Annotated in this window: 15 protein-coding genes; 2 read left to right on the plus strand and 13 right to left on the minus strand. The window is 40.5% G+C overall.

Features of this window, described 5'->3' with window-relative positions; genetic code table 11:
* Nucleotides 1-371: 371 nt before the first annotated feature.
* The 3 genes from GXK58_RS25335 to GXK58_RS25345 form a co-directional block, all read right to left on the minus strand.
* Nucleotides 372-848 carry a GNAT family N-acetyltransferase gene (locus GXK58_RS25335; protein WP_160725948.1) on the minus strand — a complete coding sequence of 159 codons (477 nt, stop codon included), beginning with the start codon at nt 846-848 and terminating at the stop codon, nt 372-374.
* Nucleotides 849-854: 6 nt separating this feature from the next.
* A complete protein-coding gene (locus GXK58_RS25340; RefSeq protein WP_160725949.1) occupies nt 855-1,676 on the minus strand; it encodes a dienelactone hydrolase family protein in 822 nt (273 codons plus the stop codon).
* A gap of 65 nt (nt 1,677-1,741) precedes the next feature.
* Nucleotides 1,742-2,728, minus strand: a complete 987-nt coding sequence (locus GXK58_RS25345; RefSeq protein WP_160725950.1) for an aldo/keto reductase — start codon at nt 2,726-2,728, stop codon at nt 1,742-1,744.
* Nucleotides 2,729-2,921: 193 nt separating this feature from the next.
* Here GXK58_RS25345 and GXK58_RS25350 point away from each other — a divergent pair, with 193 nt between their 5' ends.
* On the plus strand, nt 2,922-4,874 hold the full coding sequence (locus GXK58_RS25350; protein WP_160725951.1) for a GTP-binding protein: 1,953 nt from the start codon (nt 2,922-2,924) through the stop codon (nt 4,872-4,874).
* Between the two features lie 48 nt (nt 4,875-4,922).
* On the opposite strand, the gene GXK58_RS25355 is transcribed toward GXK58_RS25350, so the two are convergent.
* From GXK58_RS25355 to GXK58_RS25375, 5 genes are all read right to left on the minus strand, one after another.
* Nucleotides 4,923-5,096, minus strand: coding sequence for an asparagine synthase (locus tag GXK58_RS25355; protein ID WP_160725952.1), 174 nt, complete (start codon nt 5,094-5,096; stop codon nt 4,923-4,925).
* A 186-nt stretch (nt 5,097-5,282) separates the two neighbouring features.
* Nucleotides 5,283-6,263, minus strand: a complete 981-nt coding sequence (locus tag GXK58_RS25360; RefSeq protein ID WP_160725985.1) for an aldo/keto reductase — start codon at nt 6,261-6,263, stop codon at nt 5,283-5,285.
* 149 nt (nt 6,264-6,412) lie between these two features.
* Nucleotides 6,413-7,612 carry an MFS transporter gene (locus GXK58_RS25365; protein WP_160725953.1) on the minus strand — a complete coding sequence of 400 codons (1,200 nt, stop codon included), beginning with the start codon at nt 7,610-7,612 and terminating at the stop codon, nt 6,413-6,415.
* Between the two features lie 195 nt (nt 7,613-7,807).
* Nucleotides 7,808-7,951 carry a DUF3231 family protein gene (locus tag GXK58_RS25370; RefSeq protein WP_160725954.1) on the minus strand — a complete coding sequence of 48 codons (144 nt, stop codon included), beginning with the start codon at nt 7,949-7,951 and terminating at the stop codon, nt 7,808-7,810.
* 10 nt (nt 7,952-7,961) lie between these two features.
* Entirely contained in the window at nt 7,962-8,450 is a 489-nt protein-coding gene (locus tag GXK58_RS25375) for a GNAT family N-acetyltransferase (protein WP_160725955.1), read from the minus strand.
* A 293-nt stretch (nt 8,451-8,743) separates the two neighbouring features.
* Here GXK58_RS25375 and GXK58_RS25380 point away from each other — a divergent pair, with 293 nt between their 5' ends.
* Nucleotides 8,744-9,628, plus strand: coding sequence for a sulfite exporter TauE/SafE family protein (locus GXK58_RS25380; RefSeq protein WP_160725956.1), 885 nt, complete (start codon nt 8,744-8,746; stop codon nt 9,626-9,628).
* A gap of 27 nt (nt 9,629-9,655) precedes the next feature.
* On the opposite strand, the gene GXK58_RS25385 is transcribed toward GXK58_RS25380, so the two are convergent.
* The 5 genes from GXK58_RS25385 to nirB all read right to left on the minus strand — a co-directional run bounded on the left by GXK58_RS25385 (nt 9,656) and on the right by nirB (nt 15,355).
* Nucleotides 9,656-10,717, minus strand: coding sequence for a DUF3231 family protein (locus GXK58_RS25385; protein ID WP_160725957.1), 1,062 nt, complete (start codon nt 10,715-10,717; stop codon nt 9,656-9,658).
* Between the two features lie 111 nt (nt 10,718-10,828).
* Nucleotides 10,829-11,617: a uroporphyrinogen-III C-methyltransferase gene (cobA, locus tag GXK58_RS25390; RefSeq protein WP_160725958.1), complete on the minus strand. Its 789-nt coding sequence runs from the start codon at nt 11,615-11,617 to the stop codon at nt 10,829-10,831.
* 11 nt (nt 11,618-11,628) lie between these two features.
* Nucleotides 11,629-12,492 carry a formate/nitrite transporter family protein gene (locus GXK58_RS25395; RefSeq protein WP_442862507.1) on the minus strand — a complete coding sequence of 288 codons (864 nt, stop codon included), beginning with the start codon at nt 12,490-12,492 and terminating at the stop codon, nt 11,629-11,631.
* 110 nt (nt 12,493-12,602) lie between these two features.
* Nucleotides 12,603-12,929 carry a nitrite reductase small subunit NirD gene (gene nirD / locus GXK58_RS25400; protein ID WP_160725986.1) on the minus strand — a complete coding sequence of 109 codons (327 nt, stop codon included), beginning with the start codon at nt 12,927-12,929 and terminating at the stop codon, nt 12,603-12,605.
* Nucleotides 12,930-12,946: 17 nt separating this feature from the next.
* The gene (nirB, locus tag GXK58_RS25405; RefSeq protein WP_160725960.1) at nt 12,947-15,355 is read right to left on the minus strand and encodes a nitrite reductase large subunit NirB; all 2,409 of its coding nucleotides are present in this window, start codon (nt 15,353-15,355) and stop codon (nt 12,947-12,949) included.
* Between the last annotated feature and the right edge of the window lie 201 nt (nt 15,356-15,556).

Raw genomic sequence — 15,556 nt, forward strand, 5'->3', positions numbered from 1 at the left:
GCACGCCGCCAGCGTTCGTCCTGAGCCAGGATCAAACTCTCCAAGAAAGTTGATTCGCTCAATTTGATACGTTGACTTAGTTTCACTTAGAAACTAATTATTGTTTGTTGACGTTTTTGTTTGTTTAGTTTTCAAAGAACAATCAAGCGACAAAAAGTATCATAACTTATTTATATCCTTGTTTCAATGGTAATTTCTTACCAATGAAAACATGATATGCTCATCTCTTCAGATATTCATCTTTTCTGAAGGGAACGTTTATTATCTTACCATCAGATAGAACAGCTTACAAGTAGAAACTTTTTCCAATATGCAATAAAAAAACGAGGAGAATCCCTCGCTCGTTTTTTTATTGAAAGAAATATTCAAAATCAAATAAGTTTTTCCATCCCTACGGTTTTAACTTCGAATCCATTAGGGTTAATAATTGTTTCTTCATCTGTAATATTATACCCGAGAGACTCATATAGGAGTATATTTTTTGGCAATGACAATCGGACTCTGCATTTTAGTTTAGGAATGCCTATTTGCTTAGCATGTTCTTCTAACCAGACTAACATAGAAGTGGCAAGTCCATACCCCCTGGCAGCTGGAGAGACAGAGACACGCATAAAATATAACTCTTCTCCCTCCACTTTAAATCTCAATGACCCCAGAGGTATATTATTCTTAAAACAAAGAAGGATTCGTTCGGTTCCGTTCACATATTTTTCAAGTACAGATTGAAGTGATTCATTTATGGCGCTTGAAGGTACCTCTAGATACCGGTATTCTTCAAAAGCCTCAAGCATTAGCTTATGTGCTGTGGCAACATCTTTTTCGTCAGCAAACTTAATCAGAATGCTCACAGATATCTACTCCCTCACCAGTGCTTGTTGAAAGAATGTCAAAACTTTTTGGAAAGCATCCCTTGCTGCATGAACATTGTAAGATGCCCTAGTATCATTAAAAAAGGCATGATGCGTGTCTTTATACATTTCATACTCAAATAACTTTCCGTTACTTTTCATCTGATCTGCAAAAGCAGGTATATTATCAGAAATTCGCTTATCCAAATCACCATAAAAACCATATAGAGGACAATTAATATTTTGAATTTCTTCCTCTGAAGGAGAATTCCCATAAAAAATGGCAGCACATTTTAATTGAGGATCGCGGCTCGCAAGCAATGCAGACAGGGCCCCGCCCATACAGAATCCAATGGAGGCAATACCTTGACCTTTTGATGTTTCACACTCCTCTCGTAAATAAGAGGTTGCTGATAGTAAGTTTTCAATATAAACCGAGGATTGGATTCCTCCAAACATTTTTTCAAATGTTCTTTTTACACGATTCTGCTTCCCTTCTTCCAGTTCTCGAATCGCTTGTTCACGCTCCCCCGGATTATTCCAAACCGTATGTGGTAAGGAATCTAAAAAATCCTTCACTTCTACTACCCGATCCTCTTTTAAATCTTCTATCCTATTTCCGTTTTCAGCATACAGGTCGGGAGCGAACGCTAGATAGCCCGCTTTTGCGAACCTTTCAGTGATGTCCTTAATATGGGCATCTACACCCCATATTTCCTGAATAACAATAACAGCCGGCAAATTTTCTTTGACACGGTCCAGTTTTGCCATGTAGCCAATATATTCTTGGTTTTTTCCGTAACGAACCCAATTGGTTTCTAAAGCCACGTTTTATACCTCCTAATAATTAAATAGAAAAAATGCTGAATAAGTTTTTCCACTGTAAAGATAAATTACAGATTCACACCCTTCATTCCTGCCTCTGGGTACCGTTCCCCGGCGGCTGCACCTCTAGGCGCCACTTCATTAATTCGGGCAAGATCTGTATCAGTTAAGCGAATCGATAAGGCCCCGATATTTTCTTCTAAATACTGAATTCTCTTCGTTCCAGGAATAGGAACAATATCTTCCCCTTGAGCTAGCAGCCAGGCTAGTGCCAATTGGGATGGTTGACATTCTTTTTCATTGGCAATTTCTATTATTTTATCTACGAGATCTAAATTCTTCTGAAAATTTTCACCTTGAAAACGAGGCGAATAGCGTCGATAATCATCTTGTGCCAGGTCCTCAAATTTTTGAATCTGGCCCGTTAAGAATCCTCTACCTAATGGACTATAGGGAACAAAACCAATAGCTAATTCGCGGCAAACAGGTAAAATTTCGTCCTCAACATCCCTGCTCCATAAGGAATACTCCGTTTGGACCGCAGAGATGGGATGAACATTATTGGCACGGCGAATGGTTTGAGGTGCGGCCTCAGATAAGCCAAGAAATCGGACTTTTCCTTCTTTCACCAATTCCGCCATTGCTCCTACCGTCTCTTCAATTGGGGTCTTTGGATCAACACGGTGCTGATAATATAGATCGATATAATCCACACCGAGACGTTGAAGACTAGCCTCACAAGCTTGCTTTACATACTCAGGGCGTCCATTAATCCCTAAAAATTCTCCACCTGGACCCCTTACATTACCAAACTTTGTTGCAATAACAACTTGGTCACGGCGATTTTTAATAGCTTGTCCTACCAATTCTTCATTTTTTCCAACCCCATACATATCGGCTGTATCAAGTAGAGTGATTCCTAATTCCAGTGAACGATGAATCGTTTTAATAGATTCTTCATCATTTCTTCCACTATAAAAATCAGACATTCCCATACAGCCGAGTCCTAAGGCAGATACTTCCAAACCATAACGTCCCAATGTTCTCTTTTGCATTTTTTAACCTCTCTTTATTAACTTTTTATCCTTCATTACAGAAACGAAAAAAATGCTCAACTTTTATTACCTACTGATTATACGAGATGAAGGAGAAATTTTCCAATACGGGCCCTTTGCTTGCTCTTTTTAAGGAAGCTTTCGACTGATTTGGTATAATGGGTATTATAGCTTAAATTTTTGAGGTGACAGCATGAAAAAAACGATTGGCTTGTTTGCCCATGTCGATGCCGGAAAAACCACATTAGCTGAACAATTACTCTATATTACACAAACTATTAGGCATAAAGGAAGGGTCGACCATAAAGATACCTTTCTTGATACACATGAGATTGAAAAACAAAGAGGCATCACTGTTTTTGCGGACCAAGCGATATTCTCATACAATGGTTCAACGTATTATTTAATTGATACTCCAGGGCATGTCGACTTTTCTCCTGAAATGGAACGGGCCATTCAGGTGATGGATTATGCCATTATCATCGTCAGTGCCGTGGAAGGGATTGAGGGACATACGGAAACCGTTTGGAGACTCCTAAAGCAGCATAAGGTTCCGACGTTTTTCTTTATTAATAAAACAGACCGTGTCGGGGCAGACCTTCATGGAGTAATAGCGGAAATCCAAACGCAACTAACTCATGATGTTTGTGACATCACTCATTCACTGACTGAAAATGAAATGAGTGAGGAACTAATTGAATTTATAGCAGAACGAAATGAAGACTTATTGGATCGATACATGGAAGATGGCTACGATGCAGAGTTATGGCTGGAGTCGATGAAAAATCTCCTAAAAAACAATCAAATATATCCTTATTCACATGGTTCGGCTCTTCATGGGAATGGTATCGAAAGTTTTTTAGAAAAAATAAACTTATTAACCATAACAGATTATAACCAATCAGGTGCTTTTTCAGGTACCGTTTACAAGATTCGCTATGATGATAAAGGAACTAGAATCACATTTATAAAAGTTTTAAGCGGTACGCTTAAAGTCCGCGATGAAGTGGCCTATGATTCAGGGGAGAACAATCTAAATGAAAAAGTTACTCAAATCCGGTTGTACAATGGTGATAAATTTCAAACAGTGACTCAGGTTTCTGCTGGGGACTTGTTTGCTGTAACAGGTCTATCTTCAGCTGCAATTGGCGATTGTCTAGGGGCTTTTAAGAATAAAATAAATTATGAAATGATTTCAGCATTAAAATCAAAAGTCACTCATGACCCCACTATAAATGTGAAGGAAGTATTAAAATTCTTTAATATTCTTAACGCCGAAGACCCAGCACTTAATGTGACGTGGATTGAACAGTCACAGGAGATTCATATCCATGTAATGGGGACAATCCAACTCGAAGTCCTAAAGCATGTTGTTAAAGAACGATTTAATCTTAACGTCTCCTTTGATGAACCAGAAATATTGTATAAGGAAACAATCGCTTCCGAGGTAATGGGGTATGGCCATTTTGAACCATTGGGGCACTATGCGGAAGTGCATCTAAAACAGGTGCCCGCACCAAGAAACAGCGGTCTCTCCTTTGAGAACGTCTGCCATACCGATCACCTAACAATCGGCACTCAGAATACAATCCAATCCCACTTATTTGAGCGGGAACATCACGGGATTCTTACAGGCTCCCCTCTCACTGATTTAAAAATAACACTTATTACTGGACGGGCCCATAACAAACATACTTCCGGAGGAGACTTTCGGGAGGCGGCTTTCCGGGCTTTACGTCAGGGCTTAGAAAAGGCAGAAAATATCCTTCTTGAACCTTTTTATCATTTTAAGATAAAAGTAGATTTAGATCATATGGGGAAAGTACTTACCGATATTCAGCAGGCCTATGGAAACTTTGACCCCCCAATTACAGAAGGAAGACACGTATTCCTGACTGGGAAAGTGCCAGTTGCTACCTTTATGAATTATAGCCCTGAATTTGCTTCTCTTACCCAAGGAAAAGGCAGTTTGAATCTGATGGTTGGCGGCTATTATCCATGCCATAATCAAAAAGAGGTGATTGAAAAACTTAAATACAATAAGGATGCGGATCCAGAATACACCTCATCATCAATCTTCTGTTCAAAGGGACAAGGTTATTCGGTCCCTTGGGATGAAGCGGAAGCTAGCATGCACTGTTTATAAATTTTCGGCTAAAAAAGGCGAGCAGAAGATATCTGCTACGCCTCTTTTTTAATGTCGATGTTCAACAAGGTCGATTACACCTAACACAACGTGTGCTAACCCAAACCCGAAAACGGTGTTTGCGATCATTTTATTACTTCCTCGTTTCTGCTTAAGCGCATAACCTGTTGCGGTTACAGCCGTACCTAATGCAGTTGGAATTAAGCCTTCACGTATGTCCATAGTAATCTCCCTTCACATCATGTATTTGGTGTTAACCACCAATTATATTTTTACCTATCCGCACTTCATTATACGATTTTCAAAACTGGAGTTTTAGCAACTGTGCCCCCCATTTATCTCTATTCTTTTCCTGCAACATGTAAAAATGAAAAAACCATCCGAAAAATCTGGATGGTGCGTGCAGGATTATTTAAAGCCAAGCACTGGATGTGGTACGTATGGCTCTTCTAGATAACGAATTTCTTCAGGGGTTAATTTAATTGACAGCGCCTGAACAGCATCCTCTAAATGAGACATTTTGGTTGCGCCAATAATGGGTGCTGATACAGGCTCTTTTTGCAGAACCCATGCTAGGGCGACTTGTGCTCGAGGAATCTCACGCTTTAATGCTAACTCTGCAACCCGGCTGACCACTTTTCGGTCTGCTTCAGCAGTAGCAGCATAAAGGGTCTTACCAAATTCGTCAGTTTCCGATCGGGCGGTTGTTTCATCCCATTCACGAGTAAGCTTCCCTCTTGCAAGCGGACTCCAAGGAATAACACCTATTTTCTCATCTTTACAAAGCGGCAGCATTTCCCGCTCTTCTTCCCGGTATAAAAGATTTAAGTGATTTTGCATCGAAACAAACCTTGTCCAGTTATTTTTCTCTGCTATATGTAACGCTTTAAGAAATTGCCAGGCATACATAGATGAAGCACCTATGTATCTTGTCTTCCCTGCTTTTACTACATCATGCAGTGCTTCCATTGTTTCCTCGATCGGCGTATCATAATCCCAGCGGTGAATTTGATAGAGGTCAACGTAATCTGTGCCCAGCCTTTTCAAACTATGATCAATTTCAGTCATAATCGCCTTACGGGAAAGCCCGCCCCCATTAGGACCAGCATGCATCCTTCCGTGAACCTTGGTTGCAATCACAATTTCATCCCTGTTGGCAAAATCTTTTAATGCCCTGCCGACAATTTCTTCACTCGTACCATCTGAGTAGACATTAGCGGTATCAAAAAAATTAATTCCATAATCCAGTGCTTTTTTTATAATTGGACGGCTCTTTTCTTCATTTAGCACCCATTGGTGATTCCCGCGTTCCGGCACGCCAAAACTCATACAGCCTAAACAAAGCCGTGAAACATCCATTCCGGTCTTTCCTAGTTTCACAAAATCCATTTCCATTACCTGCCTCTCCGAATTAGCGTAGCAACTGCCCTTTTTAATATATTCCAGCTGTGTCCAAACTATATAATGCTTATCAGAGTTTTCTGCATCTCTTCCTTATTTTCCTGCCCTCTCACATAAAATCACTTCGAAAAATACGCTTAAGAAATGGCTTTTCCCTTTATTGTGTTAAATTGGCTTGTATTAAAGAAAACAGTACCCGTTGCGATTAATAATAAAAGTCCTGTTACAATAAACACACTATAGACAGGAAATATTCCCCCTAGGAATCCGCCAATGATAGGTCCTGCCATTCCACCCAATTGATTTGCGGTTTGATTTAAACTAAAGGCTCTTCCGCGGAAGTCGTCTGGAGTAGATTTAACTACCAGACCATTTAAGGCTGGATAAACGGCGCAAAAGAAGATGCCAAAAACAAAGCGAATCATAGAAAATCCCCAAATATGGGTAAAGACAATTTGAGCTAATGTTCCAAGCCCACCGCCCAATAATCCGATAAATAACACCCGCTGAAAGCCCACTTTATCAGCCCATCTCCCCCAAAATGGAGCAAATATCGCACTAGCGATACCAGGAAGTGAAAAAACAATTCCAGCCAGGAAGGATGCATTATCCGAAGAGCCGCCTAATTTTACAATATACAAAGGTAAAACCGGTTCGATCGTCATCACAGAACAGCTGGTAACGAGCGTTAATATAAGAACCATTAAAAACGGACGGTTACTCAAGGCGGAACTAAAATCATTTCTAACCGATCCCTTGCCCTTACTTGGCGTAAAATTCTCTTCTTTCACCCAAAAAATAATTAAAAGCGTTGAGAGACAAACAATAATGCCTGCGCTCGCAAATGCCCAGCGATTGCCCACCAGATCGGCTATCCCACCACCTAACAGCGGACCGATAATACCTCCTGAGGCTGAAGCGGTTGAGATCATAGACAGGGCATATCCCACTTTGTTTCCTGGAGTGTTCGTGCCAATTAAGGCAATAGCACCTGGTATAAAACCGCTTAATAATCCCTGAAGAATTCGTAAGGCTAAAATCTGATAAGGGTTAGTCACGAAGGCCATTAAAGTATAAATCACAAACAGGGCAAAACCGGCACGAATAATCATTGGTTTTCTGCCGTATTTGTCGGCCATCCTACCCCAAAATGGAGAGGCAAGGGCACCTGCAAAAAAGGCGGAACTAAACAGCACCCCTGCCCACATTTCCGTATGTTGATGGACACCTAATTGCAAGAGAAAAATGGGCAAGAAAGGGATAACCATGGAAAAACTTGCAGCAGTAAAAAAGACCCCAACCCAAAGTATCCATAAATTTCGTTTCCACACTAGCATGTAATTCCATCTCCCCAGCATAACTACTATCTGAATTTATTTATAATAGTGTCATCGTAACATAATAAAAGAATATTTTCACTTCCGAAATATTCGATTAATGAAATAGCTGAAAACTGACAAAATTCGGCCACAAAAAGCACCTTTTAAACATAAAAAAAGGGAAATCCTTTTGGACAACCCATTTCATCCGTATCAGTTTTCCGCTAATTTTTTTCGATCAGTTGCTTTTGGCGGCTGTTCTAACCACTGATTATTGACCATCACATCTGTCCAATCTTCTGCAAACTTAAGATCCTCAAGAATAAATTGCTCATAACGAAAAACTAAATATGACATTTATTATAAATCAATCGATTGGTTTTATCAGATCATACCACGTAAATCCACCATGGACTGAGCTTGAGATGCCGTAGTTGATAAATCCATGCTTTTCATAAAAACTAATGTAATTCTCCTTACAAGTAAGGGTGATCGTTTGCCGGTGTTTTACTCTTGCCTCGTTTTCTACATACGCAAGTAAGATGCTGGCAATCCCATGGTTTCGACAATCCGGAGATACGGCTAACCCCAACACGCTTTGATGTCCTCCGGTTGACGGGTTTGCTTTGATTTCACGAAATAAATCATCGGTTATGTACGCAGAATCAATGACTGGTCCATTGATCATTCCTACAATAACACCATCCTTTTCCGCAACAAAGAAACTATCAGCTATCACTTCAATCCTCTTTTTGAAGGCTTCTTCACTAGCTGCCTCTTCCTTTTCAAAACAAAGATTTTCAAGTACTACTAATCTGGCAAGATCTTCACTTTTGACCATTCTTATCTCTAGCATTGTTGTAATCCTCCTGGCTTTCTTATCTAGTTAAACTTATTTTAGCAAAAAAATTTTCATAGGTGAATATCACCAATGGAGGTTAACTCTTGTTCATTTTTCCCTCTCTCCTTCTATATCTAGGCGTTTAACCATTTTTATCTAGGAAGAGAACCCAAAATTTTGTCCATACATATCGTAGGTTAGAAACTTGATTGGATTAGTCGACAATTTTAAGGATTTTTGAAAGTCATAGCTCCTTTATTCCTATTAACTAGTCTATTCAGGAAAGATATAGAAAGGAGAGGGTTTTTATGAGGAGGTTAGTTGTACTTGCCCTGATTGGTTTGGCAGCGCAGTTAGTCGATGGATCTTTAGGGATGGCATATGGAGTGACTTCCACTTCGTTATTACTCATGTTTGGAATCGCACCTGCTGTAGCCTCAGCTTCGGTTCACATGGCAGAAGTTGTGACCACTGCCGCATCAGGAGTTTCACACATTCGGTTTGGAAATGTAGATAAAAGTGTGGTCTATAAATTAATTATCCCAGGGTCGATCGGCGCCTTTATTGGTGCCTGCTTTCTAGGGAGCATTCCTGGTGACATCATTAAACCGTATGTTTCCTTTTTCCTTTTGATGTTGGGCGTTTACGTCCTTTATCGTTTTTTATTTAAATTTAACCCTGCAAAAAAAATAACAGGAAAAAATTTAGGAAAGAAACAACTAATCCCGCTTGGATTTATTGCCGGCTTTTTCGATGCGACTGGAGGAGGCGGCTGGGGGCCAATTGCGACACCTGTTCTATTAACCAGCAGTAAAATGGAACCTAGAAAAGTCATTGGTTCCGTTGATACAAGTGAATTCGCGATTGCCATTTCCTCCACTCTAGGATTCCTTTTAACAATGGGGTGGTCTCAGATTAATGTTCAGTGGGTCATTGCCCTTATGATTGGCGGGATCATCGCCGCACCGATTGCAGCCTGGCTAGTCAAGATTATTCCAACTAACCTGTTAGGGACGCTTGTTGGCGGAATTATCATTATTACCAATATCCGGACGCTTTTAGGGGCATTAGACGCCTCACACACCTTAAGTATATTCATTTACCTCATCCTTGCCGTCCTATGGCTCACAGCTGTTGTTAATGTTAGTTTGAAAATCAAACGGAACAGCTATAGAAAACAATTAGCAGAATAAAAAGGGACCATAGAGAGTGAGGGTTCATCACTCTTTATGGTCCTTTTGATTTTTCATATTCATCGTTCTCCCATCGATACCTTCCTGTTTCCCTTGGCTAAGCACCCTTCGATCGGATGCTTTCGGCGGCTCTTCTAACCAGCCGAGATCAATCATTAAATTCATCCCATCTTCTGCGTATCGGAGCAATTCACTAGTAAGCCCGAGATATTTTTCCCCTAAGTCTCGTCTGTTTGTCACACTTAAGGCGGAGCCATAAAAGGCGATAGCTACTTGAGTCGAGAGAAGAATTTGATACATAATCCATTTATCAGAAAAAGGCGAAACATTCGAACTTGTCACATGAGATTGCCATGAAGCGGGAGAATTCAGCTTTTCTTCACGAAAAACTTGTTCAAATGTAGCAATGTGCTTATTTGAAATCTCCATGCCTCTTTTAACAAATTGACGCACCTTTTTAGATGCTGCTACCTGACTAAATCCAACTTTTAGGGCAACATGCATATGCATTTTGTTCATATTAAAAGTGATATCGCCAATTTCCATTCCAGTTAATGGGCGCCGAGTTCCAAACCAGCCTGTTAGAAAACTCTGATGTTTGACAAAGTCAACAGATTCAGGCGGACAAATGACAGGTGGGCGTGCATAAACCCCTTTAGTCAGCATAGTGTCTATTGTTTTTTCAAAAAGTGTCATAGTTTCATTATTACAATCCATATAATATTTTCTTAGGTCAGCTCTAATGGAGGTGCCAACCGATAAAGCGTATCCGGTCAGTCCTTGTAATGACATAATATACATGTAATAAAGATAGAATGGATCTTGGAACAGCCGCGGCGCTTGATAGTTTACATCCTTTTCTGTAAATCCTTGTGGAATTGGATAGTCCTCGCCTTTAAAAAACTCCTTTGCTTTTTGAACATGGCGTTCAGAGAGTTCCAAAGAATATTTGTAAATCTCTTTTATATCTGGGTCCTCCAAATGTTCTAAAGCATACTTGATAAAACAAATAGACATAGAATCGAACATATATTGAGTCCAAAGACTTGAGATTTCTGGAGCGGTTAGATAAATACGGGCTGGTTCCATAACATACTTCCTTTTCTTGTTATGGCTCTATTTTTTCCAGCTTCTTACAAAATATTCTAAAGTCAACAAAAAACAGGAGGAAATCAGAATCGATTTCCTCCTTGCTTCAATTTAAACCACAATAATTTCTTTGAAAGGTTCAACATTTGGTTCTTTCCTAACACTTTGTAATTCAAACAATCTATTACGGAATCGCACAACCTCGCCTACGACAATCATCGCAGGGTTCTGTACAGATTCTTTTTCTACTACATTCGTAATCGTATTGAGTGTTCCAATGACAGTTCGCTGCAGGTCCCTTGTCCCCTGTTCAATCACAGCCACTGGTGTGTTTTTATTTTTCCCATGGCTAATTAACTGATTACAAATATAGGAAAGATTGCCGATGCCCATATAAATCGCAATCGTATCCACCGCCTTCGCCAAGCTCTCCCAATCAATGTCAACCGGTTTGCCTTTGGCGCAATGCCCTGTTACGACAGCAAAAGAATTACCATATTCACGGTGTGTAATTGGAATACCAGCATACGCTGGAGCCGCTATACCAGCAGTAATCCCGGGTACCACTTCAAATGAGAGTCCATGTTTCGCTAGTGCCTCCGCCTCTTCGGCACCACGGCCAAACACAAATGGGTCGCCGCCTTTTAATCGTACCACGTTTTTCCCCTGGCTCGTATAATGAACTAACAAATCATTAATGATTTCCTGTTTCATTGTATGATGAGTAGGCTTTTTCCCACAATAGATGATCTCACATTCTCTTTTTGCCTCATTAAGCAATACCGGATTAACGAGGCGGTCATAAAGAATGACGTCCGCTTTTCGGATACAATTTAATGCTTTTACAGTTATTAATTCCGGGTCACCTGGACCAGCTCCAACGATATATGCCTTTCCCATTACACCGCCCCCTAAATTTTCGCCCCTTGTGGACGAGCTGCTGTGCTTGTTGATTTTCGAATTTCTATAATCTTTTGTGTATCTGTTTTTCTATGAGTTAAGTACAAGCTTAAACCTGTAAAAAGAAAGCCTCCAACGAGATTTCCAGCCAATACAGGGAGTTGATTCCATAACCACCAATCCGCCAAGGTAATCTGTGCCCCCAGCATCATACCAGCCGGGATCACAAACATATTGACTACGGCGTGTTCAAACCCTTGTGCAAAAAAGATTAAGATCGGCAACCACATTGCCGCGATTTTTCCGCCGACAGACTTGGTTGTCATTGCCATGACCGCACCCAGCGTTACCATCCAATTACAAAGCACCGCTTTTACAAAAACAACGATTAGACCATCTGTCCCAAGGTTTTTATAGCCCAAAGTTTTAGCTTCTGCGACAGCTACTATTTTTGCAGCCACTGGATGATTATTCACATGCCCTAATTGAGTAATCGCTATAATATAAAGAATTGCGTATAGAATGCCTCCGAGTATATGTCCAGCAATAACCCACAGCCAATTTTTCATCATCTGACTGATGGTTACCTTTTTCCCTAAAACAGCCACTGGAAGGAGGGCAAAACTTCCTGTTACCAGTTCCAGCCCAAGTAGAATAATGATGACAAAGGCAGTTGGAAAAAGAATTGCCCCGACAATCCCCATACCAGTCTGAATCTCAGCAGTAAATGCTAATGTAGTTCCGAATCCAAGTAAAGCACCAGATAGGACACCGCGGATCAATAAATCCCTAATCGGTAATTTAGCTTTTGCTTCCCCTGACTGCACCATGCTTTCAATGATTTGATTAGGACTTATTAATGCCAAAATAATCACTCCTTTTACAATACCGAGAGAAAAGCCATTTCATCCGAGATGAATCTTCTCTTATCCAAGAGCTACTCCCGTTTAACCGAGAGTAACCCCACCTGCCTATCCTTCAATTTTCACTTTTCATCTACTAAAACATAAACTTCATCATCTATGATTTCTACCGGGTATGATTTTACACATCCGGTGTCAGGCGCTTGCACCATGCCATCCGTTACACAAATCTTCCAATCATGCATCGGACAAAATACAAATTCTCCGCTGACGATTCCTTGCGCAAGGACTCCTCCTTTATGCGGACAGCGATTTTCAATAGCGCGAATCGCTCCACTCTCTAATGTAAATACCGCAATTTCTGTATGGCCGATAACTACTGTTTTTCCTAGTTTTCTCGGCATCTCTGCTTTATTTCCAATAAATACACGTCGAACCGTTTTCTCCATCGTTTTCGCTCCCCCCATTATTTAACTCCTGTTGGAATCTTTACAGTCTCATAAAGGTCTCTTAATAGTGTTTTATTCTCGATTGCTTCCTTCCATGGATCTTGAACAATTGAAAGCGCCTCTTCCATACGGAAATTCAACATCTTTACGGTTTCAGCATCGGAAAGTACATCCCTAATATGATCAAGTCCAAGGCGGTCCACCCAGGCAGAGGTACGTTCTAAATAGTTGGCTGTCTCACGATAGTACTGAAGATAAGCACCAATCATTTCAATGAGCTTCTCATCCGTTTTAAATTTGAATAGCAAATCGGCTGCACGAAGGTGGGTACCCCCGTTTCCGCCAACATACATTTCCCAAGCCCCATCAGTACCAACCACACCTACGTCCTTAATGCCGCTTTCTGCACAGTTTCTTGGACAAGCAGAGACAGCCATTTTGACTTTATGCGGAGTGTTTAAGCCTTCGAATTTCTTTTCCAAACGGATTCCTAAACCGATAGAATCTTGTGTACCAAAGCGGCAGTAACTTTCACCGACACAAGTTTTTACCGTTCGCAGTCCTTTCGCGTATGCAGCTCCAGACGGCATATCAAGTTCTGCCCAAATCTTTGGCAAATCGTCTTTTTTCACTCCGAGTAAGTCAATTCGCTGACCGCCTGTTACTTTGATGGTACCTACTTGGTATTTATCGGCCACATCCGCAATTTTGCGCAAGTCGTCAGACGTTGTTACCCCGCCATACATTCTCGGTACAACTGAGTAGGTACCATCCTTTTGGATATTGGCATGCAGCCTTTCATTAACAAAACGGGCTTCTTTCTCATCCTGGTACTCTGTTGGATAAATCATTCCCAGATAGTAGTTAAGCGCCGGCTTACATTTGGAGCATCCATCTGTTTTCCATCCTAAGACATTCATTACTTCACGGATATGTGTTAAACGCTTGGAGCGGATTTCCTCAACCACTTCATCGCGAGATAACGTCGTACAGCCACAAATGGCTTCTTTTTCATCCGCCTTAAACTCATCACCTAGAGTGCATGCTAGTAAGTCAGCCACCAATGACTTACAGCCGCCGCAAGAGCGGGATGCATTCGTGCAGCCTTTTACCTGGTCAACCGACGTTAAGCCTTGAGTCCGAATTGCCTCAACAATCGTCCCTTTGCTGACACCGTTACAACCGCAAATGATTTCATCATCCGCCATTGTCACGACAGAACTCACTTCTGACGAATTATTTTGTGACGTCTCAAGATATTCCTCGATTTTAGCCCCATTTTTAATTAGACTTAGAAGTTGATTTCCATCTTTTGTGTTGCCGAATAGAACAGCGCCAGTGATTTTCCCATCTTCAATGAGGATTTTCTTATAGACTCCGCTCCAATCATCGTACATTTTATAAACTTTTGTGTTCTCGTCCTCGTTGATTTTTCCTGATGAAAATACATCCACTCCAGATACTTTTAGCTGGGTAGAAAGGACCGAACCGTGATACCCGTCATTTTCGATTCCGCAAATTCGTTTCGCTAAGACTTGGGCCTGCTGATAAAGTGGTGCCACTAACCCATAAGCAGTTCCGCGGTGTTCTGCGCATTCTCCGACTGCATAGATATTTGTGACATCGGTTTCTAGATAATCATTCACTACGATGCCTCGATTAACGCTGACACCTGCTTTTTGCGCTAATTCTATATTTGGTTTAATACCGACAGCCATCACAACTAAATCGGCATCAATCTTCGTACCGTCTTTAAATTTAAGGCCTGTCACATGTTTTTTACCTAAAATTTCAGCTGTGTTTTTCTGTAATAGGAAATTCATTCCTTGTTTTTCTAATTCTTTTTGTAAAAGTTTCCCTGCGGTACGGTCTAGTTGTCGTTCCATTAGGTAGTCAAAAATATGAATGACGTCTACTTTCATTCCAAGATTTAATAAACCACGAGCCGCTTCTAATCCTAGCAGCCCTCCACCAATGACCGCTGCTTTCGTATATTTTTTTGAATAGTCAATCATTTGTTCGCAGTCTTTGATATTCCGGAAAGCTGTAACGCCTTCTTTATCGGCTCCAGGCAGTGGAAGCATAAATGGATTTGAACCTGTGGCAATAATCAATTTGTCATATGGTTCAATTCTTCCCCTATCAGTCGTAACCACTTGACGATCCTTATCAATGGAAATGACAGATTCCCCGGTATAAAGAGTGATTCCGTTCTCCTCATACCACTGAAGGTCATTTAATGTGATATCTTTAACGGAAGTACCTCCTTGTAATACAGTCGATAATTGAATTCGGTTATAGTTTGGATATGGTTCACTTCCGAATACGGTAATTTCGAATTCATCCCGATTAAGTTTTAGAACTTCTTCAATGGCACGTACCCCTGCCATTCCATTTCCAACAAGTATTAGTTTTTGTTTGTTCAAGTGAAATTCCCTCCCTAAACTTTGCATGTATTTTTTATATCACGATGAGAGTTTTATTAACATGAATGTGGAAGGTTTTCTAACATACTATTTTTCTGCGTTAATTGTCTATAAAACTGGAAAGATATTGTATTCTCAATGATGGCAACGATTACATTTTTAAATAAATTTACTATTTTTAAAAATGCATTTTTGATGTTT

Origin of the sequence: Bacillus sp. USDA818B3_A (genome assembly GCF_009928415.1) — a bacterium.
Taxonomy (GTDB): Bacteria; Bacillota; Bacilli; order Bacillales; family Cytobacillaceae; genus Neobacillus.